This window comes from Curvibacter cyanobacteriorum (assembly GCF_028649475.1).
Classification (GTDB): Bacteria; Pseudomonadota; Gammaproteobacteria; order Burkholderiales; family Burkholderiaceae_C; genus Curvibacter; species Curvibacter cyanobacteriorum.
Genome location: NZ_JAQSIP010000011.1, coordinates 1 through 26,522, shown reverse-complemented (window position 1 = coordinate 26,522; position 26,522 = coordinate 1). Strand labels below are relative to the sequence as shown.

General features: G+C 67.8%; 27 protein-coding genes and 3 tRNA genes. 15 read left to right on the top strand and 15 right to left on the bottom strand.

Annotated elements, in window-relative coordinates:
* Position 1: 1 nt before the first annotated feature.
* On the bottom strand, positions 2-1,681 hold the full coding sequence (locus PSQ40_RS18705) for an FMN-binding glutamate synthase family protein (RefSeq protein WP_273953406.1): 1,680 nt from the start codon (positions 1,679-1,681) through the stop codon (positions 2-4).
* Positions 1,682-1,859: 178 nt separating this feature from the next.
* Between PSQ40_RS18705 and PSQ40_RS18700 the strand changes: the two genes are divergently transcribed.
* The gene (locus PSQ40_RS18700; RefSeq protein ID WP_273953405.1) at positions 1,860-2,714 is read left to right on the top strand and encodes a YecA/YgfB family protein; all 855 of its coding nucleotides are present in this window, start codon (positions 1,860-1,862) and stop codon (positions 2,712-2,714) included.
* Between the two features lie 118 nt (positions 2,715-2,832).
* Here the strand turns inward: PSQ40_RS18700 and PSQ40_RS18695 are convergent, their stop codons facing one another.
* From PSQ40_RS18695 to PSQ40_RS18675, 5 genes are all read right to left on the bottom strand, one after another.
* Complete coding sequence (locus tag PSQ40_RS18695; protein ID WP_273953404.1) at positions 2,833-3,738, bottom strand: alpha/beta fold hydrolase; 906 nt, start codon at positions 3,736-3,738, stop codon at positions 2,833-2,835.
* Between the two features lie 39 nt (positions 3,739-3,777).
* The gene (locus tag PSQ40_RS18690) at positions 3,778-4,272 is read right to left on the bottom strand and encodes a nuclear transport factor 2 family protein (protein ID WP_273953403.1); all 495 of its coding nucleotides are present in this window, start codon (positions 4,270-4,272) and stop codon (positions 3,778-3,780) included.
* 138 nt (positions 4,273-4,410) lie between these two features.
* Positions 4,411-4,905 (bottom strand): CinA family protein, encoded by a 495-nt coding sequence (locus PSQ40_RS18685; protein ID WP_273953402.1) that lies wholly within the window; start codon positions 4,903-4,905, stop codon positions 4,411-4,413.
* Entirely contained in the window at positions 4,902-5,462 is a 561-nt protein-coding gene (locus tag PSQ40_RS18680) for a phosphatidylglycerophosphatase A family protein (protein ID WP_273953401.1), read from the bottom strand. Before PSQ40_RS18680 ends, PSQ40_RS18685 begins: the two co-directional genes overlap by 4 nt.
* Positions 5,459-6,382: a LysR family transcriptional regulator gene (locus tag PSQ40_RS18675; RefSeq protein ID WP_273953400.1), complete on the bottom strand. Its 924-nt coding sequence runs from the start codon at positions 6,380-6,382 to the stop codon at positions 5,459-5,461. Before PSQ40_RS18675 ends, PSQ40_RS18680 begins: the two co-directional genes overlap by 4 nt.
* 169 nt (positions 6,383-6,551) lie before the next feature.
* Here PSQ40_RS18675 and PSQ40_RS18670 point away from each other — a divergent pair, with 169 nt between their 5' ends.
* A complete protein-coding gene (locus tag PSQ40_RS18670) occupies positions 6,552-6,962 on the top strand; it encodes a tautomerase family protein (RefSeq protein ID WP_273953399.1) in 411 nt (136 codons plus the stop codon).
* On the opposite strand, the gene thiL is transcribed toward PSQ40_RS18670, so the two are convergent.
* The 4 genes from thiL to apaG form a co-directional block, all read right to left on the bottom strand.
* The gene (gene thiL, locus PSQ40_RS18665; protein WP_273953398.1) at positions 6,955-7,929 is read right to left on the bottom strand and encodes a thiamine-phosphate kinase; all 975 of its coding nucleotides are present in this window, start codon (positions 7,927-7,929) and stop codon (positions 6,955-6,957) included. The two genes, PSQ40_RS18670 and thiL, sit on opposite strands and share 8 nt — an antisense overlap.
* 437 nt (positions 7,930-8,366) lie before the next feature.
* Positions 8,367-9,440 (bottom strand): PAS domain-containing protein, encoded by a 1,074-nt coding sequence (locus PSQ40_RS18660; RefSeq protein WP_273953397.1) that lies wholly within the window; start codon positions 9,438-9,440, stop codon positions 8,367-8,369.
* Positions 9,441-9,530: 90 nt separating this feature from the next.
* Entirely contained in the window at positions 9,531-11,534 is a 2,004-nt protein-coding gene (locus PSQ40_RS18655) for a site-specific recombinase (RefSeq protein ID WP_273953396.1), read from the bottom strand.
* Between the two features lie 33 nt (positions 11,535-11,567).
* Positions 11,568-11,966 (bottom strand): Co2+/Mg2+ efflux protein ApaG, encoded by a 399-nt coding sequence (apaG, locus tag PSQ40_RS18650; RefSeq protein WP_273953395.1) that lies wholly within the window; start codon positions 11,964-11,966, stop codon positions 11,568-11,570.
* A 170-nt stretch (positions 11,967-12,136) separates the two neighbouring features.
* Between apaG and rpe the strand changes: the two genes are divergently transcribed.
* A complete protein-coding gene (rpe, locus tag PSQ40_RS18645) occupies positions 12,137-12,841 on the top strand; it encodes a ribulose-phosphate 3-epimerase (protein ID WP_273953394.1) in 705 nt (234 codons plus the stop codon).
* A gap of 111 nt (positions 12,842-12,952) precedes the next feature.
* Here the strand turns inward: rpe and arsC are convergent, their stop codons facing one another.
* Positions 12,953-13,390 (bottom strand): arsenate reductase (glutaredoxin), encoded by a 438-nt coding sequence (gene arsC / locus PSQ40_RS18640; protein WP_273953393.1) that lies wholly within the window; start codon positions 13,388-13,390, stop codon positions 12,953-12,955.
* A gap of 161 nt (positions 13,391-13,551) precedes the next feature.
* Between arsC and gph the strand changes: the two genes are divergently transcribed.
* Positions 13,552-14,262 carry a phosphoglycolate phosphatase gene (gph, locus tag PSQ40_RS18635; protein WP_273953392.1) on the top strand — a complete coding sequence of 237 codons (711 nt, stop codon included), beginning with the start codon at positions 13,552-13,554 and terminating at the stop codon, positions 14,260-14,262.
* Between the two features lie 32 nt (positions 14,263-14,294).
* Here gph and PSQ40_RS18630 read toward each other — a convergent pair whose 3' ends face one another.
* From PSQ40_RS18630 to PSQ40_RS18620, 3 genes are all read right to left on the bottom strand, one after another.
* Positions 14,295-16,067, bottom strand: a complete 1,773-nt coding sequence (locus PSQ40_RS18630) for a methyl-accepting chemotaxis protein (RefSeq protein ID WP_273953517.1) — start codon at positions 16,065-16,067, stop codon at positions 14,295-14,297.
* 137 nt (positions 16,068-16,204) lie between these two features.
* Positions 16,205-17,893, bottom strand: a complete 1,689-nt coding sequence (locus PSQ40_RS18625) for a methyl-accepting chemotaxis protein (protein ID WP_273953391.1) — start codon at positions 17,891-17,893, stop codon at positions 16,205-16,207.
* Between the two features lie 92 nt (positions 17,894-17,985).
* On the bottom strand, positions 17,986-18,582 hold the full coding sequence (locus tag PSQ40_RS18620; RefSeq protein ID WP_273953390.1) for a chalcone isomerase family protein: 597 nt from the start codon (positions 18,580-18,582) through the stop codon (positions 17,986-17,988).
* 417 nt (positions 18,583-18,999) lie between these two features.
* Here PSQ40_RS18620 and trpE point away from each other — a divergent pair, with 417 nt between their 5' ends.
* From trpE to PSQ40_RS18585, 7 genes are read left to right on the top strand one after another with little or no spacing between them, the layout of a single operon-like run.
* The gene (gene trpE, locus PSQ40_RS18615; RefSeq protein WP_273953389.1) at positions 19,000-20,511 is read left to right on the top strand and encodes an anthranilate synthase component I; all 1,512 of its coding nucleotides are present in this window, start codon (positions 19,000-19,002) and stop codon (positions 20,509-20,511) included.
* Positions 20,512-20,516: 5 nt separating this feature from the next.
* The gene (locus PSQ40_RS18610) at positions 20,517-21,098 is read left to right on the top strand and encodes an anthranilate synthase component II (protein ID WP_273953388.1); all 582 of its coding nucleotides are present in this window, start codon (positions 20,517-20,519) and stop codon (positions 21,096-21,098) included.
* On the top strand, positions 21,095-21,754 hold the full coding sequence (locus PSQ40_RS18605) for a LysE family translocator (RefSeq protein WP_273953387.1): 660 nt from the start codon (positions 21,095-21,097) through the stop codon (positions 21,752-21,754). The genes PSQ40_RS18610 and PSQ40_RS18605 overlap by 4 nt, the downstream gene beginning before the upstream one ends.
* Positions 21,755-21,790: 36 nt before the next feature.
* Positions 21,791-22,843: an anthranilate phosphoribosyltransferase gene (gene trpD / locus PSQ40_RS18600; protein ID WP_273953386.1), complete on the top strand. Its 1,053-nt coding sequence runs from the start codon at positions 21,791-21,793 to the stop codon at positions 22,841-22,843.
* Between the two features lie 2 nt (positions 22,844-22,845).
* Positions 22,846-22,983, top strand: a complete 138-nt coding sequence (locus tag PSQ40_RS18595; protein WP_273953385.1) for a hypothetical protein — start codon at positions 22,846-22,848, stop codon at positions 22,981-22,983.
* A complete protein-coding gene (gene trpC, locus PSQ40_RS18590) occupies positions 22,976-23,764 on the top strand; it encodes an indole-3-glycerol phosphate synthase TrpC (RefSeq protein ID WP_273953384.1) in 789 nt (262 codons plus the stop codon). The genes PSQ40_RS18595 and trpC overlap by 8 nt, the downstream gene beginning before the upstream one ends.
* A 15-nt stretch (positions 23,765-23,779) precedes the next feature.
* Positions 23,780-24,574: a uracil-DNA glycosylase gene (locus PSQ40_RS18585; RefSeq protein WP_273953383.1), complete on the top strand. Its 795-nt coding sequence runs from the start codon at positions 23,780-23,782 to the stop codon at positions 24,572-24,574.
* A gap of 10 nt (positions 24,575-24,584) precedes the next feature.
* Here the strand turns inward: PSQ40_RS18585 and PSQ40_RS18580 are convergent, their stop codons facing one another.
* Positions 24,585-25,655, bottom strand: a complete 1,071-nt coding sequence (locus PSQ40_RS18580) for a patatin-like phospholipase family protein (protein ID WP_273953382.1) — start codon at positions 25,653-25,655, stop codon at positions 24,585-24,587.
* 190 nt (positions 25,656-25,845) lie between these two features.
* On the opposite strand from PSQ40_RS18580, the gene PSQ40_RS18575 reads away from it, so the two are divergent.
* The 4 genes from PSQ40_RS18575 to PSQ40_RS18560 all read left to right on the top strand — a co-directional run.
* A tRNA-Tyr gene (locus tag PSQ40_RS18575) sits at positions 25,846-25,931 on the top strand.
* Positions 25,932-26,005: 74 nt separating this feature from the next.
* A tRNA-Gly gene (locus tag PSQ40_RS18570) sits at positions 26,006-26,079 on the top strand.
* Between the two features lie 55 nt (positions 26,080-26,134).
* Positions 26,135-26,209 (top strand) — tRNA-Thr (locus PSQ40_RS18565).
* A gap of 79 nt (positions 26,210-26,288) precedes the next feature.
* Positions 26,289-26,522, top strand: a 234-nt coding sequence (locus PSQ40_RS18560; RefSeq protein ID WP_273953220.1) for a GTP-binding protein, incomplete at its 3' end; no start/stop codon positions are given.

Genomic DNA, 26,522 nt, shown 5'->3' with positions numbered 1-26,522 from the left:
ATCAGGCCGCCCCGGTCGTTGCCGCCGTCATGGCGGGGACTGAGGCTGCCGCCGGGCTGCCAGGTGTTTGCAGCGCAAAGCTGTGGGCGCTGGCCAGCGGCCAGTAGGCGCGGAACACCTGGTGCAGACCGTCCAAGGGGCCGAGCAGGGCGCCAGGTTCGAGGCTCATCACCAATTGGCTCAGCGGACGCACCTCGGTGTCCGAGACGCGGCGCACGATGTGGTGAGGGGTGATGTCGCTGGGGTGTTGCAGACCGGCGGCCTGCACCAGCTCCTGCAGGGCGTGCAAGGTGCTGTGGTGGAAGTTCTTCACCCGGCTGGCTTTGTCGGGCACCACCAGGGCCTGCTGGCGCAGCGGGTCCTGGGTCGCCACACCGGTGGGGCATTGGCCGCTGTGGCAGGTCTGGGCCTGCAGGCAGCCCAGGGCCATCATGAAGCCGCGGGCCGAGTTGCACCAGTCGGCGCCCAGCGCCATCATGCGCGCCACGTCAAAGGCCGACACCACCTTGCCCGCGCAGCCCAGGCGGATGCGGTCGCGCAGATGGACCCCCTTGAGCGTGTTGTGCACCAGCAGCAGCCCTTCTTGCAGCGGCGTGCCCACATGGTCGCTGAACTCGACCGGGGCCGCGCCCGTGCCGCCTTCGGCGCCATCGACCACGATGAAATCGGGCGTGATGCCGGTCTCCTGCATGGCTTTGACCATCGCAAACCATTCCCAGGGGTGGCCGATGCACAGCTTGAAGCCGGTCGGCTTGCCCCCGCTGAGCTCGCGCAGCCGGGCCAGGAAATGCATCATCTCGACCGGGGTCGAAAACGCCGAGTGGGCGGCGGGCGAGACGCAGTCTTCGCCCACGGGCACCCCGCGCGCGGCGGCGATTTCAGGCGTCACCTTGGGGCCGGGCAGCACGCCGCCGTGGCCGGGCTTGGCGCCCTGGCTCATCTTGAGCTCGATCATCTTGACCTGCGGGTGGCGCGCGTTGTCGCTGAAGCGCTCGGGGCTGAAGCTGCCATCGGGGTGGCGGCAACCGAAGTAGCCCGAGCCAATCTCCCAGATCAGGTCGCCGCCGTGCACGCGGTGGTGCTGCGAGATCGAGCCCTCCCCGGTGTCGTGGGCAAAGCCGCCCTGGCGCGCGCCGAGGTTGAGCGCGAGGATGGCGTTGGCCGACAGCGCCCCAAAGCTCATGGCCGAGATGTTGAAGACGCTGGCGCTGTAGGGCTGGGCGGTGTCCGGGCCAATCGTGACGCGGAAGTCGCAGGAGGCCAGCCGGGACGGGGCCACCGAGTGGTTGATCCACTCGTAGCCGCGTTGCCCCACGTCGAGCAAGGTGCCAAAGGGTCGGTTGTCGGGCTCGCTCTTGGCGCGCTGGTAGACCAGCGAGCGCTGCGAGCGCGAGAACGGTGCCGCTTCGCTGTCGCTCTCGATGAAGTACTGGCGAATCTCAGGCCGGATGTACTCGAGCACAAAGCGCAGGTGGCCGATGACCGGGTAGTTGCGCAGCACCGAATGCTGGGTCTGGCGCAGGTCATAGAGCCCCAGCAGCACCAAGGCCAGCAACACCAGGGCCAAGCCGCCCCCCTGGCCAAAGCCCACCCAGGTGAACAGGCTCAGCATCAGGCCAAACACACACAGGCCGAGTGCGGTGTAGCGGACTGGGTAAATCGCATTGAGACGTTTCAGCATGGGCTCTCCTGGGCCGGGTGGGGCGGGGGGCGTGGGCATCGGTGGTCAGGCCCGGTAAACTGCTGCACCGTGGCGGCAGGCCGCGGTCGCCACCTTGGCGCCCGATCATACGGGGCGCCCCCGGCGTCCGACCTGCCGCAGGTTTCCCTTATTTTGAAGCGCGCCAGCGCCTGCCAACATGTCTGAATCTACCTCTGCCGACGCCCTGCCATCCGACGAACCCGCGGTTTACCCCGTGCCGGGGGAGCGCCTGCCGCCGGCAGCCTACGATGAGCTCGATGCCATCCTGGACGACCTGCGCAGCCGCGAGGAAGAAATCCCCCAGTGGGAGTTCTGCGAAGGTTTCATGGCCGCGGTGATCTGCAACCGCCGCCCGCTGCCGCCTGCCGAATACCTGCCCATGCTGCTGGGCGACGGCATCACCGCTGAGGTCACCGATGAGCACGGCATTCCCACGCTGCCGGCCTTCGCCGATGCCGCCCAGCAAGCCCGTTTCATCAGCCTGTGGCAGGCCCGCTGGGCCGAGGTGCAGACGGCGTTGGACACCAAGGTCGACAACCTGGGCGACGAGCGTTGCTACGAACCCGAGGTGATGGACATGCGGGGGGCCATCGCCACCCTGAGCGAGGAAGAGCTCGCTGAAATGGGCGACCAGGAAGTGCCGTCGTTTGGCCAGATCTGGGCCTTGGGCTTCATGTTCGCGGTGGAGAACTGGCCTGAAGACTGGGCCGCGCCGCGCGACAAGGAGGCCGCCGAATGGCTGGATGACGCGCTGACCCGCATCGTCGCGCTGACCGAGGATGACACCGGCAAGCCTGAGCTGTCGATGTTCTCCGAGGACGGCCCGCCCAGCCTCAGCCAGGCCCGCCTGGACGCGTTTGGCGACGCGATCTGGGCCGTTTACGACCTGCGCCAACTCTGGAAGAGCTTTGGCCCGCGTGTGGAAACCATCCGCAAGGAAGCCGAACCCGGTCGCAACGACCCCTGCCCTTGCGGCAGCGGCAAGAAGTACAAGAAGTGCCACGGTGCCTGAGGCCTGGAGCGGCGGCGCCAGCAGCGGCCCCGCCTTCCCGGTGCGGCCTGCGCGGCTGATGCCGGCTTGACCTCAACATGACCTCCACACCACGGCGCCCAGGGGCGCCGTGGGGCGTTCAGGGCTTGAAGAAGTCCAGCAGGGTCTGGGCCGTCAGCGCGTGCCGCTCTTCGGGGATGAAGTGGCCGGCCGCCACCGCCTGCCCCGTGACGCGACCGGCGCACTGCGCCTGCCACAGCGTCAGCGGGTCGAACAGGCGGTTGACCACCCCGCGTTCGCCCCACAGCAGGTGCAGGTCGCAGGCCAGGCGCTGGCCTTGCGCGCGGCTGGCGCGGTCGTGCTCCAGGTCGATGCCGGCGCTGGCACGGTAGTCTTCGCAGGCCCCGTGCAGCGATTCGGGCAGGCCAAAGCAGCGTTCGTACTCGGCCAGGGCCTCCGGCTCGATCCAGTCCAGGCCCTGGCTGCCCCAGCCGCCCAGGGCGCTGTGCAGCCAGTCGCGCGCCACCGCCGGCGTGCTGCCGATCAGGCGCTCGGGCAGCGGGCTGGGCTGGATCAGGAAGAACCAGTGGTAGTAGGCGCGCGCAAACGCCATGTCGGTGGCGTTGTACATGTCCAGGGTCGGGGCGATGTCGATCAGGCACAGCCGGCGCACGCGCGACGCGTGGTCCAGGGCCAGGCGGTGTGCCACGCGACCGCCGCGGTCGTGGCCGCAGACATCAAACTCGGGTCGGCCCAGCGCGTCCATGACGTCGACCAGGTCCTGCGCTAGCGCGCGCTTGCTGTAGTTGGCGTGGTCGGGCTCGCCCACCGGTTTGGACGAGTCGCCGTAGCCACGCAGGTCCGGCATCACCAGGTAGAAATGCGGCGCCAGTTGCTGCGCCACGCGGTGCCAGATGACATGCGTCTGCGGGAAACCGTGCACCAGCAGCAGCGTGGGCCCTTGCGGGTTGCCGCCGTGGCGCAGGTGGATCTCCGCGCCTTGGGTGCGCACGCGCTGCGACTCGAAACCTTGAAACCAGCTCATGGAACGTCCTTCCGACGGCAGGGGAGAGGGGGCGGGTGCTCAGGCCGGGGGCAGGGCCAGGAACTTGCGCAGGTTGTTGGCCGCGGTGCTGCGCACCTGGCGCTTGAGCGAGGGGGACCAGCCCAGCAGCAGGCCCGGCAGACCCAGGGCCTGGCGCGACCAGCGCCAGAAGCTGAAGCGGTCGCGGTGGCGCAGGATCAGGCCCGCCTCGTTGAAGGTGAACTCGGCGTCGATGATGTTGTGCACGCGCCGGCCCGTGGCGCTGAAGGTGTAGTGCGCCTCCCAGTGGGCACGGCCTTGCAGGCCGTCGGCGTGCAGGTCGCGGAACTCGAGCTTCCAGTGGGCCGCGCCGCTCTTGCGGGTGGCGCTGCACAGCATGCGCCACATGCCCGCTACCTGGTCGCGGCCGCGCAGGGAGAACGCTTCGTCATCGAACTCGGCCTCGGGCGCATAGCACTCGGCCATGGTGGCGTGGTCGAGCTGGCTGAAGGCGGTGTAGAAGCGTTGCAGGGTGTCGCTGGGGGAGGTGGGCATGCGGGCTCCAGAAGAAAAGCGGGTCGAATCCATTGGCGCAGGATGCTACACCGGGCGGGGCGGCGGCGCCTGTCGCTGACAGGGCTGGCGCGGGGTTCTGGGCCGCTGGCCCGGTTGGCGCTGCCCCGCCAGCGGGGCTCAGGCGCTGCGGGTCAGGTCCAGCAGGCGTTGCAGGGCATGGGCCACGGTGGCGGCACGCACGGCGGCGCGGTCGCCGTCAAAGCGTTGCATTTCGCTGTGCACTTCGATGCCTGCGTTGGCGCCCTCTCTGCGACGGGCAAAGCCAAACCACACCGTGCCCACCGGCTTGGCCGCGCTGCCACCGCCCGGGCCTGCGACCCCGGTCACCGCCACACTCAGCTGGACGGGGGCGTGGCGCAGGGCACCGTCGGCCATGGCGCGGGCCACGGCCTCACTGACCGCGCCGTGGCGCTCGATCAGCTCGGCGGGCACCCCCAGGGACTCGGTCTTGGCGGCGTTGGAGTAGGTCACGAAGCCGCGCTCGAACCAGTCGCTGGAGCCCGCCAGGTCGGTGCAGGTGGCCGCGATCAGGCCGCCGGTGCAGCTTTCGGCGGTGACCAGTTTCCAGTGTTGCTGGCGCAGCCGATCGGCCAGTTCAATGCAAGGGTTCATGCGAAAAAGCGCCACAGGGCGATCACCAGCAGGGTACAGAAGGCCGCGACCAGGTCGTCGAACAGGATGCCAAAGCCCCCTTTGGGGCCAAAGCCATGCCACAGGTTGTCGGCCCAGCCCACTGGGCCGGGCTTGACGGCATCAAAGAAGCGGAACAGCGCAAAAGCCACCAGTTGACCGCTGAAGCTGGCCGGGGCGATCAGCCACAGCACGGCCCAGAACGCGACCACCTCGTCCCAGACGATGTTGCCGGGGTCCAGCGTGTTCAGGTGGCGCGCCGTCACCGTGCAGGCCCACCAGCCCACCAGGGTGGAGGCCAGCAGCAGCACACCGATCTCGGCCGGGCTGAACCAGCGTTGCAGCAGGCCAAAAGCGGCCCAGGCCCACAGGGTGCCGGCGGTCCCCGGCGCGATCGGGCTGAGCCCCGAGCCCAGTCCCAGCGCCACCACATGGGCCGGGTGGGACCACATGAAGCGCGCGGTCGGTCGCACGCTGGGGCGGGGCAGGGGGGGGGTGGCGGTGGCCAGGCTGGGCGCCGTCGGGGGGCTGGTGTTCATGGGGCAGAGGGGCTCAGTGGGGCTTGGATTTGCTGGAACCAGTCGCTCCAGTAGTCAATGCAAGCCTGGATTTTGGGCAGGCGGTGGCGCTGCGGCATCAGCATCGCGTAGATCGGGAAGTGCTGCACATCCACCCAGCGCTCCAGCACCGGTTGCAGCCGGCCCTGGGCCACCAGGGGGGCGGCGATCAGGGTGTTGCAGCGGCAGATGCCCAGGTCGTGCAGCACCATGGTCATCATGATGCCGGTGGAATTGGCGCGGTAGTGGCCCTGCACCGGCCATTCGGTGCTTTGGCCGTCGAGGATGAAGGGCCAGCGGTTCAGGTGCCGCGCCGCGCTGTTGGTGATCAGCCGGTGCGCGGCCAGTTCGTCGGGGTGCTGCGGCGTGCCAAAGCGCGCCAGGTAGCCGGGGGTGGCGTACAAGGCGCGGCCATGGTGGCCGATCTCCCGCGCCACCATCGATTCGCTGTGTGGGGCGCCGGTGCGCAGGGTGATGTCCACGCCCTCCTGGGCCATGTCGATCAGGCGGTCGTCCGAGTGCAGTTCGACCTGCAGTCGCGGGTAGCGGGCCGACAGGCCCGCCAGGCTGGGCACGATGATGAAGTGGCCCAGCGCCGGGCTGACCGCCACTTGCACACTGCCGCTGACTTCGCGGGCCTGGCTCGCGAACTCGGCCTCCAGCTCTTCGAGTGTGCCGGTGATGCGCTGGCAGTAACCCAGGAAGGTCTGGCCCTCGGCGGTCAGCGACAGGCCCTGGGTGGAGCGCTGCACCAGGCGCACGCCGCATTGTTTTTCGATCCGGCTCAGCGAGCGCGAGATCTGGCTCACCGGCACCTGGCGCTCGCGCGCCACGGCCGACAGCGTGCCGCGTGTGGCCACGCGCACAAACAGCGCCATGTCATCGAAGTCGAGGTCTTTCACGGCTCCGATGTTAGCGGCCCTTGGCGTGCTGGCGGGCCAGCGCCAGCGGCGGGGCGGTGGTTGGCAGGGCTTTGCAGTGGCTGCAAAACGGCTTTGCGCGGGCTGCTGTTTCGCGATGCCGATCGGCTGCCTACAGTGCAGGCAGTTGAGACGACGACCCGGAGACACCATGCCCAACCTGCACCTCAAGGTGGCCCCCTTGCAGAACCCCGAGCGCTACCGCAGCCTGGCGCGTGCGCTGACCGAGTTGTGCGCGCGCGTGCTGCTGCAGCCCGCCGAGCGCGTCGTGGTGCTGATCGATGATTTGCCGGCGGCCCGCTGGTACGTCGGTGGTGAGGCCACCGAGCGACCCACCGCCCAGCTTGACCTCCTGCTGGCCCCGGGCGTCACCACCCCGGCCCAACGGGCCGATTTCATTGAACAGGCGTTTCAGGTCTTGCAGCGCCAGCTGGCCCAGGGGGGGCCGCTGGAGCGCATGAGCCATGTGCTGGTGCACGAGCAGCCGGTGGCCCACTGGGAGGCCGCCGACGCGCCCCGGGCCGAGCGCTCGCGCGCCACGGCGGCCAGCGCGCTCACTTGAAGTGATCGAAGGCCTGGTCCTGGCGTTGCAGGGCGCGGCCCTGCGCGTCGACCAGGCGCCAACCGGCGTCGGCCTCGATGCGGCCGATGCGCGTCACCGGCGTCTGGCTGTGGGCGCTGGCGGCCTGGACGGCGGCGCGCGCGTCGGGCGGGGCGGTGAACACCAGTTCATAGTCGTCGCCCCCCGCCAGCACAAAGCCCAGCGCCTGCTCGGCGTCGAGCGCGTCGCGCGCGGCGATCACGCTCAGGGCGGCCTCGGCCTCGATGCAGGCCCCAACGCCCGAGCGGCGCAGGATGTGGCCCAGGTCGCCGACCAGCCCATCGCTGATGTCCGCGGCCGCCGTGGCCACCCCGCGCAGGGCCTGCCCCAGCGCCACCCGGGGGGTGGGGGTTTCCATGCGGGCCCGCGCGGCGTCAAACACCGCAGCGGGCACGCTCAACTGGCCGCGGAACACCTCCAGCGCCAGGCGCGCGTCGCCCAGGTGGCCGCTCACGTACAGGTCGTCGCCCACCCGGGCCCCGCTGCGCAGCAGGGCCAGGCTGCGGCCCTGCTGCAGCGGGACTTCGCCAAACACCGTGATGCACAGGTTCAGCGGGCCCTGGGTGGTGTCACCGCCAATCAGTTCGCAGCCATGTGCGTCGGCCAGCGCCAGCAGGCCGCGTGAAAAGGGTTCCAGCCACTGCGGGTCGGCGCGCGGCAGCGCCAGCGCCAGGGTGAAGGCCAACGGCGTCGCGCCACAAGCGGCCAGGTCACTGAGGTTCACCGCCAGCGCCTTGTGGCCCAGGCGGTCGGGGGCGACCGTGCTCAGAAAATGGCGGCCTTCGACCAGCATGTCACTGGAGATGGCCAGCGCGTGCCCCGGCGAGGGTTGCACCAAGGCGCAGTCGTCGCCCACCCCCAGCAGGGTGGGGCCGCCCGGCCGGGGCGGGCGTGTGAAATAGCGTGCGATCAGGTCAAACTCACCCATGCGGATTCCTCTCGAGGGCCCAAGCATAAGGGGCTTCCCCATGGGCGCTGCGGGCCCCGAGCCCGGCCGCCTGCCCCCGGGCTGGGTAATCCCCCAATTGCGGGATGGTCAACGAGGGGGACTTTTTTTAACATTTGCACCAATCCTGTATCCCAGTCGTCCTTTCATCGGGTTGTCTGGGGCGCAGGAGCCCCGTTGCGCTGTCACACGAAAGGGCCTGCGGCCCCGTCAAGCCGCGGTCAGGGAAACAACTAGAAATTCAGGGTCAACAAGGCGCGTCTCCCATGTTCTTGAGATGAGCAAAGGGATGGGAGGCGTGGGAGACGCGTCCTTTTTGAACCCGGTGGTCTTCATGGGCCGGCCCTTTTGGCGGCCCACCATGGCCTGGTCTTTGACCAGCGTCTTCAACGGGGCTTCGGCCCCGTTGTTCATGGGCCTCAACGCACCAACATCACGCGCCGCACCAGGTCCACCTGGCGGTGCAGGTTTTGCTTGGCGAGCGCGCTTTTGACCTGACTGCGCACGGTGTGGATGGACAGGTCGGTCATCTGGGCAATGCGTTTCAGGGGGTGGCCCTCGGACAGCAGCACCGCCACGCGGGCTTCGGCCGGCGTCAGGCGCAGGCTGGTGCAGATCTTGGCCATGAAATCGCTGCGGTCGAGCAGGCTGGCGATGGAGTCGGGCGCCGAAGGCGAGGCCGCCGGCCACAACTGGCGCGCCGCCATCACCCGCTCGGTCACGTTTTCGACCTGCGACATGATCGAGCTGACCTGCCCCTGGGGCTCGGTCATGGCCGAGTTGAACCAGACCGTGTGGACGATGGCGCCGTCCGGCTGGGTGATGGTGAGCTCGGCGCGGTTTTGCAGTTCCTGGCCGCTCTTCAGCCGCTTCAGGGCTGCGGCCAGGGGGCCCAGTGTCTGGTTCAGGCTCAGCAAGGCGGGCAGTTCCTGGCCCCGGACCTCGTCGAGCGACCAGCCAAACCACTGGCTGGCCCGCGACGAGCAATGCAGCAGGGTCAGTTCGGCGTCCATTTCCAGCACGCCCAGGGGGCTGTTTTCCATGTGCGACGCCAGCCGCTGGTTGGCCACGCGCAAGGCGTCGGCGGTGATCTTGAGTTCGTGCACCCGCAAGGCCACGTTGACGACCCCGATGACATTGCCCTCTTCGTCGTGCCAGGGGCTCATGCTGATGTTGTGCCAGTAGGACTGGCCTTGCGCATCGGGCACCTGACGCTGGTAGTGCACCACCTCGCCCTGCAGTACCCGGTCCAGGTGGCCCCGCAGCGAGGCCATGTGCTCGGTCCCGTACAGCGTCAGCAGGCTCAGGCCCACCATTTCGGCCGGGGTGCGCTGGAACCAGCGGGCGAAGGTGGCGTTGGTGTAGACCAGACGCAGGTCAAGGTCGACCACCGCGACGGGCGCGCTGAGGTCGTGGGTGATCAGCGCCTCGACCAGCGAGGCGGGCAGCAGCACGGGCCGCAGTGGTTTGTGATTCACAAAAGGGGCGGACATGGCTTCTGGACCGGCCGCCCGGGAAGGGCGACCGCATGGGGTCTCTTGGCCTATTGTGCCTGCCCGCGGGGCGCTCGCCAGCCAGTGGCGTCAACGTGGCCAAAAGAAGCTGCCGGGGGCCTCTCGCCAACGCGCCCAGATGGCCCGGCGGATGCGCTGGCGCTCGACCCCGCTGACGTTCTGCGCCTTCAGTGCGAGGCGGAAGGCCAGGTAAAAACTGACCGCCAGGTTCAGCGGGCCAATCGCCAACAGCCCCGCCACCGCCCACCAGAAGTCGGCGCTCAGCAAGGCCTCCAGCCCCAGGGTGGCGGCCGCTGCGCTGACCTGGCCGGTTGACAGGGTGACGTGGCGCACCTCCAGGCCCAGGCCGAAGAAGCCCGCGAAGGCCGGCACCAGGCCCAGCATCAGGCCCAGCGAGATGTTGGCTGCCAGCCCCGAGATGTTGCCGCGCAACCACTGTCCCCAGCGCCGTGCCCGCACGGGGCCCAGCAGGCGGGTGAAGCGCGGGTTGTAGGTCAGGGCCGAGTCCAGTCGGTGCAGCACAAACCAGTTTTCCACCCAGCCCGCGATGATGCTCGAGGCGAACAGCAGCACCCCGGTGAAGGCGGCAAAAAAGGCGGTCGGTCCGAGCAGGCTCAGGTCGTGCAGGGTGTGGCGGGCATGGGCCTCGTCAACCATCGGGTTCAGTCCAGCCAGGTGCAGGGCGCCGCAGATCAGCAGCACGGCCGGGATCACCAGCCCCAGGTTGCCCAGGATGGCGGCGATCTGCGATCGCAGCAGGTGGGCGACCTCGTCGACGAAGTTGTCCACCGCGTCGGGGCCATTCATGTCCTTGAGCTTGGCCGCCATCGCGGGGGCCGTCACGGCGGGCTGCTTGGTGGCCACCGTCCAGTGCAGCAGCATGACGATGACGAAGGACAGCGCGTAGTTGATGCCGGAGGCAAACCCGCTCCAGAACGCCGACAGGCCCAGCGCGTAAATGCTGAACTTGGCCCAGGTGGTGAACGACAGCACCAGCCCCCCCCCGGCGGCCTTGCGCAGCATCTCGCGGTACTCGGTGGCGTTGCGGGTGATGTAGTGCTCGCCGCTCTCGGCACTGCGCTCGGCGACTTTGGCCGCCGTCAGTTGCGAGCTGGTGGCGATCAGGGCGCGCAGGCTGCGGCCCTCCTGGCTGACCAGCACCAGTCGGGCCAGCAGGCGCGTGGTGTCTTCGGCCGGGTGCTGGCTTTGCAGGCAGTGCATCAGTTCCCGGATGCGCCGCACCCGCTCGCGCAACTGGCGCAGGCGGAACACGATGCCCACCGAGATGCCGTGCTCCTCGAGGTGGGTGTAGACGGTCTGGGCGGCGCGTCGGCAGGCGTCGAGCTGCTGGCGCAGCACTTCGGCCGCCGCCAGCGCCGCGCCACTTTGCGGTCCTTCGGCCAGCACCGCTTGGCGCAGGCGCTCGAAATGGGCTGGCAACTCATGGAAAGGGCGCTCCTGCTGCGCCTGTTCGGACATGCGTTGGCGGATCTCGGAGGCAAAGCCTGTCGCGCTGACCTGGCCCACGCTGTAGGTCAGGGCGTCGAGCAACAGGCGTTGGCCGCCACTGACCGTGGGCAGGTCCGGCGCCGCGGGTCGGTGGCCTTCTTCGGCCTCGGGCGGCGTGAAAAGCAGGGTTTCCAGCCGTTGCAGGGTGTCGCTGTCGAGGGCGCGCAGCCACTCGGCGTCGAAGGGGCTGGGCAGCAGCAGCTCGAACAGCTCGGCCAGGTCGGTGGTTTCCGGGGTGCGCGGCAGCAGCTTCTTGCGCAGCCGGTTGCCCAGCTCGCTCATGAAGGCGTTGTGCGGCGCAAAGCCGTGGTCGGCCAGCAAGGCGGTGGCGTCGACCGCGCCAATGAAGTTGCGCCACCACAGCTGCCACTGCAGCCGCCATTCCGGGCGCAGTTGCACCGCGTCCAACATCAGCCGCACCCGCGCCACCGCGGCCTGCGCATCGTCGCCATGACCGCGCACCCATTGCAGCAAGCTGATCAGCCACAGGTGGCGTTGCACCAGCGAGGCGTGGGGGTTCAGGGCGTCGAGGATCTGGGGCAGGTCGGGTGGGTGTTGCTTCATGGGCCGTTCAAAAATGGAGAAGTGAGCGCGTGCTCAGTGCAGCACCCGCGCCGGGGTGTGCGGGCCCGCCTGGGCCTCGAGCACGAACAGGGGGATGGGGGCGTCAAAGCGCTCGCCATCCTCGGTGACAAAGAAATAGCTGCCGCGCATGGTGCCGCTGGGCGTGCGCAGGCGACAGCCACTGGTGTACTGGAACGACTCGCCTGGTTTCAGCAGCGGTTGCTGACCCACCACCCCCAGGCCCTTGACCTCTTCGCAGTGGCCGCGGGCGTCGTTGATCAACCAGTGGCGCGAGATCAACTGGGCGCTGACCTGACCGGTGTTGGTGATCGTCACGGTGTAGGCAAAACCATGCAGCGATTGTGCCGGGTGGGACTGGTCAGGCAGGTATTGGGGTTCGACGACGACGTTGATCTGGTATTTGCTGGACATGGTGGTCAGAAAGGTGGAGAGCTGCACAGGCCCTGAAGTTCCCGCATTCTGGCATTCAGCGCGGCGGCGTGGGGGCCGGGTGGGGGCATCTGTCTGGCTTCAGGGGGCTATTCCCGAGCGCCGCTTGGGGCACTACCCGGCGCGCTAGGCCTGCTGCGACAATGGCGGCCATGAAGACCCCTGCTCCCACCCCCTACCGCATCGCTCCTTCCATCCTGTCGGCCGACTTTGCTCGGCTGGGCGAGGAGGTGCGTGATGTGATCGCCGCTGGCGCCGACTGGATCCACTTCGACGTGATGGACAACCATTACGTGCCCAACCTGACCTTCGGCCCGATGGTGTGCCAGGCGCTCAAGCCGCACGCCAAGACCCCCGACGGCCAGCCCGTGCCCATCGATGTGCACCTGATGATCCAGCCGGTTGACGCGCTGGCGGCGGCGTTTGCCGAGGCGGGGGCGGACTACATCAGCTTCCACCCCGACGCCTCGGCCCACGTTCACCGCAGCATCCAGGCCATCAAGAGCAAGGGCGTGAAGGCGGGGCTGGTGTTCAACCCGGCTCAGCCGCTGGACGTGCTGGACTGGGTCATTGAAGACCTCGACCTGATTTTGCTGATGAGCGTCAACCCGGGGTTTGGCGGTCAGAGCTTCATTGATTCGACCCTGCGCAAGATCGAGGCGGTGCGCCGCCTCATCGACGCCTCGGGCAAGGACATCCGCCTCGAGGTCGACGGTGGCATCAAGACCGACAACATTGCCCGCGTGGCTTCGGCCGGCGCCGACACCTTTGTCGCGGGCAGCGCGATCTTCGGTCAGCCCAGCTACCAGACCGTGATCCAGGCCATGCGCGCTCAGCTCGCCGACGTGGCGCGCTGAGCCTGTCCAGCGGCGTGCGCCCTGGCGCCCCCTGGTCCGGGGGGCTGAATCTGGGCGGTGGCGAGGCCGCTGGCGCGCGTCAAGCCCACCCTGCCCCGGGGCAGGGGCCTGTCAGTTGGCCTGGGGCGGCACGCGCTGGCCCTGGGCATCGATCACCGCTTCACCGTCCTCCTTGTTGAAGGCGCCGCGCTGGGGCTGCGGCAGCAGGTCCAGCACCCGCTCGGAAGGGCGGCACAGACGGGTCCCCAAAGGGGTCACCACCAGGGGCCGGTTGATCAGCAGCGGGTGCGCGACCATGAAATCGAGCAACTCCTCGTCGCTCCAGTGGGGCTGACCGAGGCCCAGCGCCTCGTAAGGGCTGCCTTTTTCCCGCAGCAGCGCGCGCACTGGCTCCCCAGTGGCCGCCACCAGGGCGCGCAGGGTGTCCTTGTCGGGCGGTGTTTCGAGGTACAGCACCACGCGGGGCTCTTCGCCGCTGTTGCGGATCAGGGCCAGGGTGTTGCGCGAGGTGCCGCATTGGGGGTTGTGGTAGATCGTGATGTCGCTCATGCTGAAGTCCTGTCTGAACAGGCGCCATTGTGCGATGCCCCGGCCCGGCGCCGGGCCGCCCGGTGGGGGCGGATGTGGGCGGATGTGGGGGGAATGTGGGGGGAATGTGGGGGCAGCGGCGCTGCTGCCAGAATGGCGGGTTTGTTTCATCCCTTCACGCCATGCAGCCTTCCGCCCTTGCTTCGACCCCTTTGCCTCTGGACGCCGTCATCCTCGACCTCGACGGCACGATGGTGGACACCCTGGGTGATTTTGCCCAGGCCCTGAACCGCATGTTGGCCGATCTGACCCTGGCCCCGGTGGCCCCCGAGTTGATCGTGAACATGGTGGGCAAGGGCTCGGAACACCTGCTGCGCTCGGTGCTGGGCCAGGTGCTGAGCAGCACCCAGGGGCTGCAAGGCGATGCACTGACCGAGCGGGTGTCCGCGCTGTTTCCGGCCGCCTGGGACCGCTATCAGGCCCATTACCTCGACATCAACGGTCAATTTGCCCAGGTTTACCCCGGCGTGGTGGCGGGCCTGGAGGCCCTGCGTCAGCGTGGCCTGGCCCTGGCCTGCCTGACCAACAAGCCGCTGGCCTTTGCCCGCCCGCTGCTGGAGGCCAAAGGCCTGAGTGGCTATTTCAGCCATGTCTTTGGCGGTGATTCGTTCGAGCGCAAAAAACCCGATCCCCAGCCCCTGCTGGGCGCCTGCGCTGCGCTCGGCACGGCCCCGGCGCGCACGGTGATGGTGGGCGACTCCAGCAACGACGCCCAGGCGGCCCGGGCCGCGGGTTGCCCGGTCTGGCTGGTCACCTATGGCTACAACCACGGCCAGCCGATCCGCGCGGTGGCGGCCGACGCTTTCCTGGATTCCCTGGCCGAGCTGGCCTGACGCGCTGGCGGGGCGGTGGTCAGCGCCTGGGCTCAGAAGCTGGTCCAGTCCTGCTCCGAGCCGCCCGCCCGGGGGGCGGCGGCTGCCGCGGGCGGCGCTGGTGGGTTGCGGCGCTCGGGGCTGGGCGCAGGGCGGGCCGCCGAGGCGTGCTCGCTGGCGCCAGGGGCGGGGGACTGGCGCCGTTCGGGGCCGGTGTAAGGGGTGGCCGGTGGTGTGGGCGAGCGGGTGGCGCGCGGGGTGCGCACCTCGACCGCGGGCGGGTTGAGGGCGTTGAGTTTGAACACCGCCACCGCCTCAACCAACTGCTGCGCCTGCTGCCGCAAGCTGGCCGCCGCCGCGGCCGACTGCTCGACCAGGGCCGCATTCTGCTGCGTGGTGTGGTCCATCTGCATCACCGCTTCGCCGACCTGCGACAAACCGGCGCTCTGCTCCGAACTGGCGGTGCTGATCTCGCCCACGATGTCGGTCACGCGCCGGATCGAGCTCACCACCTCGGTCATGGTCTGGCCTGCGCGGTCGACCAGGGCGGTGCCGAGTTCGACGCGCTCCACGCTGGCGCCAATCAGGCCTTTGATCTCCTTGGCGGCTTCGGCACTGCGTTGGGCCAGTGAGCGCACTTCACCCGCCACCACCGCGAAGCCACGCCCCTGCTCGCCGGCCCGCGCGGCTTCGACGGCGGCGTTCAAGGCCAGGATGTTGGTCTGAAACGCAATCCCATCGATGACGCCGATGATGTCCGCGATGCGGCGCGAGCTGTCGTTGATGTCCTTCATGGTGCTCACGACTTCGGCCACCACCTCACCGCCCTGGGCCGCCACTTGGGACGCTTGCAGGGCCAGTTGGTTGGCGTGGCGCGCGCTCTCGGCATTGGTTTTGACGGTGGAGTCCAGCTCCTCCATGGAGGCGGCGGTCTCCTCCAGCGCCGAGGCCTGCTGTTCGGTGCGGGCCGACAGGTCGTGGTTGCCCTGGGCCATTTCGGCGCTGGTGTCGGCCACGCCCTGAGCGTTGCGGCGGACTTCGCTGACCAGGTTGGCCAGGTGGGTTTGCATCTGGCCCAGCACCTGCAGCAGTTGCCCGGTTTCATCGCGGCCGCCCACCAGTGGCGGCTGAGACAAGTCGCCGCGCGACATCGCGGTCGCCAGGGCCACCGCTTGTCCCATGGGGCGGGTGATGGAGCGCGTGATGAACCAGGCCAGCAGCAGGCTGGCCAGCGCCGAACCGAGCGCGCCTGCCGACAGGCCCACCAGGCTGTTGTCGGCTTGCCGCAAGGTCTCGCGCAGCTCGGTTTGCACGCTGCCATCGAGCGCCGACTTGAGCTTCTGGATCTCGGCCTCGTAGGCGACAAACTCGGCGCGCAGCCGCGAGTCGACCAGCGGGCTGACGTCATCGCCGGCCTGCTGTCGCTGGTGCAGGTCACTTCGAACGGCTCGGTAGGCCTGGCGGCGGTCCAGCGCCTGTTGGTAGAGCTGCTTTTCTTGCGGGGTCTGCATCTGGGCTTTGACGGCTTCGATGCGCTGGGTTTGCAGCGTCACCACGGACTGCATGTCACGCTGCAACTGGTCGAGGTAGGCGCGGTTGTCGGCCTTGAAGCTGGCTTCGGTGCGCAGCCAGTTCATCTGGGTGTCGTTGAGCCACTCCTGGACCAGTTTCTGGCGGCTCAGCTCGACGGTGGCGAGCTGTTCGTTGGACTGCTTCAAACCCTGAATGCGGCTGATGCCCACGGCCGTTATCAGGCAGGCCAGCAGCAACATCACACCAAATGCCAGGCCCAGCCTGACGCCCAGTTTCCAGTCGGTCACCCGCATCATTCCTCCCAGTCCAGACTCAAAATGGCCTGTGTCTGTTGCGGAATGTAACCCCATAACCGGCGCGCACCAAGTCGCTCGGTGCTGTGGGGGGCGCCAGGCAGGAAGGCCGCCTCGGGTGGGGGCCTCAGGGGGCCTCAGGTGCCCGGAGCGTCGGCGGGGCCCGCGTGGCGCCGGTCGCCGCCGGACGTGGCCCGGCGCTCCGGTCCCTGGTAGGGCGGCGAGGCGGGCAGACCCGAGCGCGTGGCACGCCGCGCATGGACTTCGATGGTCGGCATGTGGGCGGTGTTGCCCAGTGTGAAGGCCGACACCGCCTGCACCAGCTGGCTGGCCTGGGCGCGCAGGCTGGCGGCAGCCGCGGCCGATTGTTCGACCAAGGCCGCATTCTGTTGCGTGGCCTGGTCCATCTGCGTGACCGCCTCGCCCACTTGCGAGACGCCCGCGCTTTGCTCCGAACTGGCGGCGCTGATCTCGCCCATGATGTCGGTCACGCGGCGGATCGCGCTGACCACCTCGGTCATGGTGTTGCCAGCCCGGTCGACCAGTGCGGTGCCGGCTTCGACCTGCTCCACGCTGGCGCCGATCAGGCTCTTGATCTCGCGTGCGGCCTCGGCGCTGCGCCCGGCCAGGCTGCGCACCTCGCTGGCCACCACAGCAAAGCCTCGGCCTTGTTCGCCGGCGCGGGCCGCTTCCACCGCGGCATTCAAGGCCAGGATGTTGGTCTGGAAGGCGATGCCGTCGATGACGCCGATGATGTCGGCGATCTTGCGCGAGCTCTCGTTGATGCCCTTCATGGTGCTGACCACCTCGGCCACCACCTCACCGCCCTGGGCCGCCACATTGGACGCGTTGAGCGCCAGCTGGTTGGCCGCGCGCGCGTTGTCGGCGTTCTGGCGCACGGTGGAGCCCAGCTCCTCCATCGAGGCGGCGGTTTCTTCGAGGGCCGAGGCCTGCTGCTCGGTGCGCGCCGACAGGTCGTTGTTGCCCTGGGCGATTTCGGCGCTGGCGGTGGCCACCCCGTCGGCGTTCTGCCGCACTTCGCCCACCAGGGCGGCCAGGCGCTGCTGCATTTCGGCCAGCGCCTGCAGCAATTGGCCGGTTTCGTCGCGCCCGCCGGCGGCAATCGAGACCGAGAGGTCGCCATGCGCGATCGCGGTGGCGGCATCCACGGCCTGCTGCACCGGGGTGGTGATGGAGCGCGTGGCCAGCCAGGCCAGCCAGGCCCCCAGCAGCACGGCCACCGCTGCAGCGCCCAGCAGGAGGGTGCGGCTCAGGGTGGTCAGGGTCTTGTTCTGCGCCATGCTCTGGCTCAGCTGCTCGTTCATGCGGCGGTGCAGGTCGTCCAGCACTTTGAGGTAGGCATCGGCCATGGGGCGCAGCTGGCCGTCGATCATCGGGCTGATGTCCTCGCCCATGGCCTGGAGCTTTTGCAACTCGGCGCGCTTGTTGCGGTAAGCCTCGCGCACCTTGCGGATGTCCTCCATCATGGCCTTGCTGCCGGCGTCTTGCACCATTTCCTCAAGCCGTTTGATCTTCTTGGCGGTGCCCACCGAGGTGGCTTCGATGTCTTTCTTCAGGCGATCGATGTACACCACATCGACGCCACGCAGTTGCGCCTCGGTGCGCACCCAGTTGACGCGGATGTCGGTGGCCCATTCATTGACCAGGGCCTGCTGTTCGATGTCGACCGAGGCCACGCGCTCGGACGCCTCTTGCAGCACACCGATGCGTTGCACCCCGACGACCGCCACCAACACCGTGATGACCAGGATGGCCGCAAAGGCCGCGGCCAGGCGGTAGCCAATTTTGAGTTGGTTGAAGTTCATGGCAGGGTGGGGCGGTGAAGGAAAAGGACAGGGGCGGGGGCGACCGGGGCCGCCATCTTGCAAAAAGCACTGGGGACAGGTGTTGACATGGCTCAGCTTCTGCCCTGACCCAGCAGGGCGTCCTTGAGTTTGCCATCCGCGGGCACCTGGCCCAGCCAGATGCGCAGCAAGGCGTTGAAAAATTCAGGCTCGCGGAAGGGCGCACCCTGAACCTGGCCACGCACGGTCAGCACCGTGCCGGTGTCGGGCAGCCAGTCGACCGTGAAGGTGTCGCCGGTGTGCAGTTTCTTGAGTTCGGCAAACACCTCGCCCATGCGGATCAGGCCGGGCACCAGGCGTGACATCTCGCCCTTGGGCGCGTTGTCCTCGACGCCCCGGGTGAACAGCTTGCCGAGTTCATTGGCGTCAATGTCGCGCAACATCGTGATGCTGATGCGCTTGGCCCCGGGGGCGCTGAGCACGGCGTCGGTGCTGGCGGCCGGCTGGCTCAGGTACAGACCCATGGCATAGACCTTGAAGACCGCTTTGTAGCGAACGCCGGCGCCATTGAGTTGCAGGGACTGGCCCTGCACGCTGATGGGGTCGTTGAAGGTCACGCCCTGCAGGGTCTGGGGCGCCGCGCCCGCCAGCAGGGGCAGGCTCAGCAGGCAAGCCAGGGTCACAGGAAAAATTCGGCGTTGGAAGGTCATGCTGTCGTCGCGGCTCTTGTCTGGCCAGGAGGTGGGACGGGGCCCACGGGCTTGCTTGTGTGCCAAGTCTGCGGTCAGGCCGCGGGGTTGTGCAACAGGGTTTTCGATGGGGCTGGGGGTCTCTTGGGTGACCGGGGGGCTCGGCGTGTGGCGCCGCCGAGTCGGGCGGTGGCAGCTTGGCTTGGGCCGGCCGGCCAGGTTTGCTACACTGCACGCGATGTTCATTCACCGCACTTTCATCACAGGTTGCAGCGACCGGGGAGCCTGGCCCTGGCGCAAGCCTGTTCACGTGCACCACTGACAGCATGTCCGGGCAGCGCCGGCATGCGCCCGGGGGCCCTTTGTCTGGGTCCATTTGAATGAACGCGGCACCTTTCCTTTGAACTGCGGTGCCGCCTGAGCTGGAGGCTCTTTGCCGTGATCACCGAACTTGAATTCAAAAGCCTTGCCTTGCAAGGCTACAACCGCATTCCCCTCATTGCCGAGGCGTTTGCCGACCTGGAAACCCCCCTGTCCCTGTACCTGAAGCTGGCGCATTCGCGCGACGGCGGCAAACTCAGCTTCTTGCTGGAGTCGGTGGTGGGCGGTGAGCGCTTTGGTCGCTACAGCTTCATCGGGCTGCCGGCGCGCACCCTGGTGCGGGCCAGTGGTTTTGGCGACCAGGCCAAGACCGAGGTGGTGCGCGATGGCGTGGTCGTCGAGACCGCTCAGGGCAATCCGCTGGACTTCATTGCCAGCTACCAAAAGCGTTTCAAGGTCGCCTTGCGCCCCGGGCTGCCGCGCTTTTGCGGTGGCCTGGCGGGCTACTTTGGCTACGACGCGGTGCGCTACGTCGAGCGCAAGCTCGAAAAAACCTGCCCGCCCGACACCCTGGGCACGCCCGACATCCTGTTGCTGCAGTGCGAAGAGCTGGCGGTCATCGACAACCTGTCGGGCAAGCTCTACCTGATCGTCTACGCCGACCCGGCCACGCCCGAGGCCTTCGCCAACGCCAAGAAGCGCCTGCGCGACCTCAAGGAGCAGCTCAAGTACTCGGTCAGCGCGCCGGTGGTCAAAGCCACCCAGAGCTACCCGGCCGAGCGTGACTTTGCCAAGGCCGACTACCTGGCGGCGGTCGACCGCGCCAAGGAGCTCATCGCCGCGGGTGACTTCATGCAGGTGCAGGTGGGTCAGCGCATCAAGAAGCGCTACACCGAGAGCCCGCTGTCGCTGTACCGTGCGCTGCGTTCGCTCAACCCCTCGCCCTACATGTACTACTACCACTTCGGTGATTTCCATGTGGTGGGGGCCTCGCCCGAGATCCTGGTGCGCCAGGAGCGTGTCGAGACCGACGGTGTGGTTGAGCAGAAGGTGACGATCCGCCCGCTGGCCGGCACCCGCCCACGCGGCGCCACGCCCGACAAGGACAAGGCCACCGAGGTCGAGCTGATCAACGACCCCAAGGAGCGGGCCGAGCATGTGATGCTGATCGACCTGGCGCGCAACGACATCGGCCGCATCGCCAAGACTGGCAGCGTCAAGGTGACCGAGGCTTTCGCGGTCGAGCGCTACAGCCATGTGATGCACATCGTGAGCAACGTCGAAGGCACCTTGCTCGACGGCATGGATGCCATTGATGTGCTCAAGGCCACCTTCCCGGCCGGCACCCTGACCGGCGCCCCCAAGGTGCATGCCATGGAGCTGATCGACCAGCTCGAGCCCACCAAGCGGGGCCTCTACGGTGGCGCCTGTGGCTACATCAGCTACGCCGGCGACATGGACGTGGCCATCGCCATCCGCACCGGCATCATCAAGGACCAGATGCTGTACGTGCAGGCCGCCGCCGGTGTGGTGGCCGACTCGGTGCCCGAGATGGAATGGAGAGAAACCGAACACAAGGCCCGCGCCCTGTTGCGCGCCGCCGAACTCGTTGAAGAAGGCTTGGAGTGAACGCCATGACGCAAAAGATCAAACTCCTCATGGTGGACAACTACGACTCGTTCACCTTCAACATCGTGCAGTATTTCGGTGAGTTGGGCGCTGAAGTCGAGGTTTTCCGCAACGATGAAATCACCTTGGAGGGCATTGCGGCGCGCGCGCCCGACCGCCTGGTGATCTCGCCCGGCCCCTGCTCGCCGGCCGAGGCGGGCATTTCGGTCGCGGCCATCCAGCACTTCGCCGGCCGACTGCCCATCTTGGGCGTGTGCCTGGGGCACCAGGCGATTGGGGCCGCGCTGGGCGGCAAGATCGTCCGGGCGCAGCAACTGATGCACGGCAAGACCAGCGTCATCACCACCACCCAGGAGGGCGTGTTCGCGGGCCTGCCTGAGCAGTTCACGGTCAATCGCTACCACTCGCTGGCGATCGAGCGCAGCAGCTGCCCGGCCGATCTGAAGGTCACCGCCTGGACCGACGACGGTGAAATCATGGGGGTGCGCCACCGCACGCTGGACATCGAAGGGGTGCAGTTCCACCCCGAGTCCATCCTGACCGAGCATGGCCACGCCATGCTGAAGAACTTCCTGGTGCGCCCATGATGGACCTGAGCACCCTCTGGCTGTTCATGGCGGCGGGTTGGTTGCTCAACCTGACGCCTGGGCCTGATGTGCTCTACATCGTGTCCCACTCGCTCAAGTCGGGCCTGCGCGCCGGGCTGGTGGCGGGGCTGGGCATCACCGCGGGCTGCTTTGTGCACATTGCCGCGGCCGCCGTCGGGGTGGGGGCCTTGCTCTCGGCCTCGGCCACCGCGTTCACGCTGCTCAAGTGGGCCGGTGCGGCCTACCTGCTTTGGATGGGCGTGCGCATGCTGTTGGCCCGCCCCTCGGGGACGGCGCTGGCCGCGGCCCCGGACGCCGCGGCGCTGGCGGTGGCCGCGCTGCCGCTGCGCAAGGTGTTCCTGGGTGGTTTCTGGACCAATGTGCTCAACCCCAAGGTGGCCTTGTTCTTTTTGGCCTTCGTGCCGCAATTCATCGCGCCAGGCACCGAGAACAAGGCGCTGGCCTTTGTGCTGTTGGGGACCCTGTTCAATGTGAACGCCATGCCCGTCAACGCGGGCTGGGCCCTGGTGGCCACCTGGATGGCCAAGCGGGTGGGCGTGGTGCAGCAGCGTCTTCAGGTGCTGGACCGGGTGGCCGGTGCGCTGTTCATTGGCTTTGGTTTGAAACTGGCTTTGTCGGATCGCCCGGCGCCCTGAGCGCTGCGGCCCCATTTGAATACTGGAGACTTTTGTATGCCGATCACCCCGCAGGAAGCGCTGCAGCGCACCATCGAACACCGCGAGATCTTCCATGACGAGATGCTCAAGATCGTGCGCCTGATCATGAGCGGCGAGCTGTCGCCGGTCATGACCGCGGCCCTGATCACCGGCTTGCGCGTCAAGAAGGAAACCATCGGCGAGATCACCGCCGCGGCCCAGGTCATGCGTGAGTTCTCGACCAAGGTGCATGTGGCCGACAAGACCCACCTGGTGGACATTGTGGGCACCGGCGGCGACGGGTCGCACACCTTCAACATCAGCACCTGCTCGATGTTCGTGGCCGCCGCCGCGGGCGCCAAAGTCAGCAAGCATGGCGGCCGCAGTGTGTCCAGCAAGTCCGGTAGCGCCGACGTGCTGGAGGCCCTGGGGGTCAACATCAACCTGCCCCCCGAGGCGATTGCGCGCTGCATTGAGCAGACCGGCATCGGCTTCATGTTCGCGCCCAACCACCACCCGGCCATGAAGAACGTGGCCGCGGTGCGCAAGGAACTCGGCGTGCGCACCATCTTCAACATCCTGGGCCCGCTGACCAACCCGGCCAGCGCCCCCAACATCCTGATGGGGGTGTTCCACTCCGACCTGGTCGGCATCCAGGTGCGCGCCCTGCAGCGCCTGGGCGCGGACCACGCCGTGGTGGTCTACGGCCGCGACGGCATGGACGAAGTCAGCCTGGGCGCGTCGACCCTGGTCGGTGAGCTGCGCAACGGCGAGGTGCGTGAGTACGAGATCCACCCCGAGGACTTTGGCCTGTCCATGGCCAGCAACCGGGCGCTGCGCGTGGACACGCCCGAACAATCGCGTGATCTGCTGCTGTCGGTGCTGGACAACAGCGACGACCCGACGGTGCGCCCGGCGCGGGACATCGTCCTGCTCAACGCGGGCGTGGCGCTGTACGCCGCCAATGTGGCGCCCAGCATGGCCGACGGCATCGCGTTGGCGCGCGCCGCCTTGGCCAGCGGGGCCGCCAAGCAGCGCCTGTCGGCGCTGGTGGCGTCGAGCCAGGCCCTGACCCCGGCAGGGGCCTGAGCATGAGCCTGTGGCACGACCCCGCCACCTGGATCGCGCTGGGTGTTTCAGCGCTGTTTCTGGGTCTGGGCGTGGTCATGCACCGGGTGTTTGTGAAAATTTTGAAAAACGGCTCCAGAAGCCCGCAAGACCATGAGTGACATTCTCAACAAAATCGTGGCCGTGAAGCGCGAAGAACTCGCCGCCAGCCTCAAGAAGATGCCGCTCGCGGCCATGCGCGCCGACGCCGAAAGCCGCGTGCTGACGCGCGATTTCGCTGGCGCCTTGCGCCAGAAGATCGGCGCCGGCCAGGCCGCGGTGATCGCCGAGATCAAGAAGGCCAGCCCGTCCAAGGGCGTGTTGCGGGCCGACTTCATTCCCGCCGACATCGCCCAGAGCTACGCCGAGCATGGCGCGGCCTGCCTGTCGGTGCTGACCGACAAGCAGTTTTTCCAGGGCGGGGTGGACTACCTCAAGCAGGCCCGCGCCTCGTGCCCGCTGCCCGTGCTGCGCAAGGACTTTCTGATCGACGCCTACCAGGTCTACGAGGCCCGGGCCATGGGCGCGGACGCCATCTTGCTGATCGCCGCCTGCCTGGACGACGCTCAGATGGCCGACTTCGAGGCCATCGCCCGCAGCCTTGACATGGCCGTGCTGGTCGAAGTGCACGACCGCGCCGAACTCGAGCGCGCGCTGCGCCTGAAGACGCCGCTGGTCGGCATCAACAACCGCAACCTGCGCACGTTTGAAGTGACCCTGGACACCACCCTGGGCATGCTGGCGGAGGTGCCCTCGGACCGCCTGCTGGTCACTGAGTCCGGCATCCTGGCCCCCGCCGATGTGGCCCGCATGCGCGAAGCCGGGGTGCATGCCTTCCTGGTGGGCGAGGCCTTCATGCGTGCGCCCGAGCCCGGTGAGGCCCTGGCGCGCCTGTTCGCCTGAGCCGCGGAGCCCGCCATGCCACGCCCGCAAGCGGACCTCGACACCGGGGCCTTGGACGGTCTGAGCGCTGCGCCTGCGCCCGACCAGTTGCTCAGCGCCGACCCGCAGCAGTGGCCCGTTGCGCCCAGCTGGCAGGGCTTGGTCGATGGCTTTTTTGCCGAGCCGCAGGGGCAGCGCCTGCTGGCTTTCTTGCAGCAACGCCTCGAGCAGGGGGCGGTCGTGTTCCCGCCGCAGCCGCTGCGGGCCTTGCAACTGACGCCTCCCGAGCAGGTGCGCGTGGTGATCCTCGGGCAGGACCCTTACCACGGGCGCCATCAGGCCGAGGGCTTGGCTTTTTCGGTGGCGCCCGGTGTGCCCCTGCCGCCGTCCTTGCGCAACATCTTCAAAGAGCTTCAGCGTGACCTGGGAACGCCGTTCCCGGCTTTTCCTGTGCCTGGGGGGAGTCTGGCTGCCTGGGCGCGCCAAGGGGTTTTGTTGCTCAACACCTGCCTGACGGTCGAGGAGGGACAGCCCGCCAGCCACGCAGGGCGCGGTTGGGAGGGGCTGACGGACGCCGTGATTCGCCGTGTGGCCGAGGGGCCCCGCCCGGTGGTGTTCATGCTGTGGGGCGCCCATGCGCAAAGCAAGCGCCCGATGATCGACGCCGAGCGTCACCTGGTGCTGACGGCCAACCACCCTTCGCCGCTATCGGCCTTGCGCCCGCCTTTGCCGTTCATCGGCTGCGGGCACTTTTCGCAGGCCCGGGCCTGGCGTGACCAGCAAGCCCAGGCGGCGGCGTCGCCAGGCCCCGGGGCAGGGCCGCTGGCCTGAGGCCGCGGCGTCACGGGGCCGTGTCGGCGGGCCTGGCGCTGAAGCGAGCCGCGGCCGGGGAGGCCAGCCAGCGCGTGGCCGCTTGCTCGCCGAGTGTGAACAGGTGGCCAATCAACGCCCCATCGGCGGCCATTTTGCTGGCCGCCGGCAGCGCCTCCAGCGCTTCGCCGCCCTCGATGCGGTGCAGGTGCAAGCGCTTGTAGCCGTGGCCCTCGCGCAGTTGCCCGCGGTCGATCAGGCGGTTCACAAATTCAATGCCTTGCCACTGGGCGAGCAGGCTGGCGTTGAAGCCCAGCTCCCCGATGCGGTCCACGATGTCCGTCTGGTTCTGGGGGGCTGCACGGCGCTGTGACGGGTTGATCTGCACCACCAGGATGTCGCAAGCCGAGCCTTCCCGGATCAGTGGGCGCAGGGCCGGGTTGGCGGCGTATCCGCCGTCCCAGTAGGGTTGGCCGTCGATCTCCACCGCCTGGAACACCGTTGGCAGGCAAGTCGACGCCAGCACTGCCGCCAGGTTCAGGCGCGGCCCGCTGAAGACCTCGGCCCGGCCGGTGTTCACCTGGGTCGCCGAGACATGCACCCGCAGGGCATCGGCACCTTGCAGGCGCTCGAAGTCGATTTCCTGCTCCAGCAGGCGGCGCAGGGGATTGAAGTCCAGCGGGTTCATTTGGGCCGGCGACCACCAGGGCGCCAGCGCACTCTGCATGCTCTGCAGCATCGGGGCGCCCAGTGGGTGGGGCGGGGGTGTCCAGCACCCGAGCATCCATTGGGCCAGCCCTTGGGTCAGTCCCCCGAGCGAGCCCAACTGGGCCACCCCCTCCCAGATCCGCCGCAGGGTTTGACGGGCCGCCTGTCGGTGCTCGGCGGACGGTGCCTGCCCGGTCGGTGTGCCGTGGAGGCCATGGGCCAGGGCCACGGCGTTGACGGCCCCGGCGCTGGCGCCGCTCACCGAGTCCAGCACCAGGCCATCCTCTTGCAGCAGGCGGTCCAACACGCCCCAAGTGAAGGCGCCGTGGGTGCCGCCCCCTTGCAGCGCTAAACTCAGGGGCTTGGGTCGGGGGCTGGGCAGGGGAGTGGTCATCGGCCCATGCTGACACGATTTGTGCGGTGCAGCATAAAAAGATGTGCGTGAAGTTGAAAAAACTGTACGCGAAGCCTCAAGCGCTCGAAATCCGGGTCATAATAGCGGTCTCACAAATTCTTTTCGGAAGTTTGTGACTCGAAAAATTTAGTGCAGACCAAAAAATTTGTGCTATAATTCGAGATTCGCCGGAGGGGTGCCCGAGTGGCTAAAGGGGGCAGACTGTAAATCTGTTGGCTAACGCCTACGCTGGTTCGAATCCAGCCTCCTCCACCAGCGAGAGAATTGATGTGTGTGGCGACCGGAATGCTGCGCGAGGTGATGCCTTGAACTGTCTTGTCATTGCTTTGGCGGGAGTAGTTCAATGGTAGAACCCTAGCCTTCCAAGCTAATGACGCGGGTTCGATTCCCGTCTCCCGCTCCACAGTCGGTTCGAGTTGAGAGAGTTTTTTTTGAAGTCTGCTGGACAGATTTCAGATGCCCATGTGGCTCAGTGGTAGAGCACTCCCTTGGTAAGGGAGAGGTCGCGGGTCCGATTCCCGCCATGGGCACCACGTTCTTTTGCGCCTCCTGTCAGGAGGCGCTTTGACCCTTGTTGTGTTGATTTAGGTATTTTTTTTCGGAGTCGAAAAAATGGCAAAAGGCAAGTTTGAACGTACCAAGCCGCACGTGAATGTCGGCACCATCGGTCACGTTGACCACGGCAAGACCACGCTGACGGCTGCGATCGCAACCGTTCTGGCGGCCAAGTTCGGCGGCGAAGCCAAGGCTTACGACCAGATCGACGCAGCGCCCGAAGAAAAGGCCCGCGGCATTACCATCAACACCGCTCACGTTGAGTACGAAACGGCCAACCGCCACTACGCT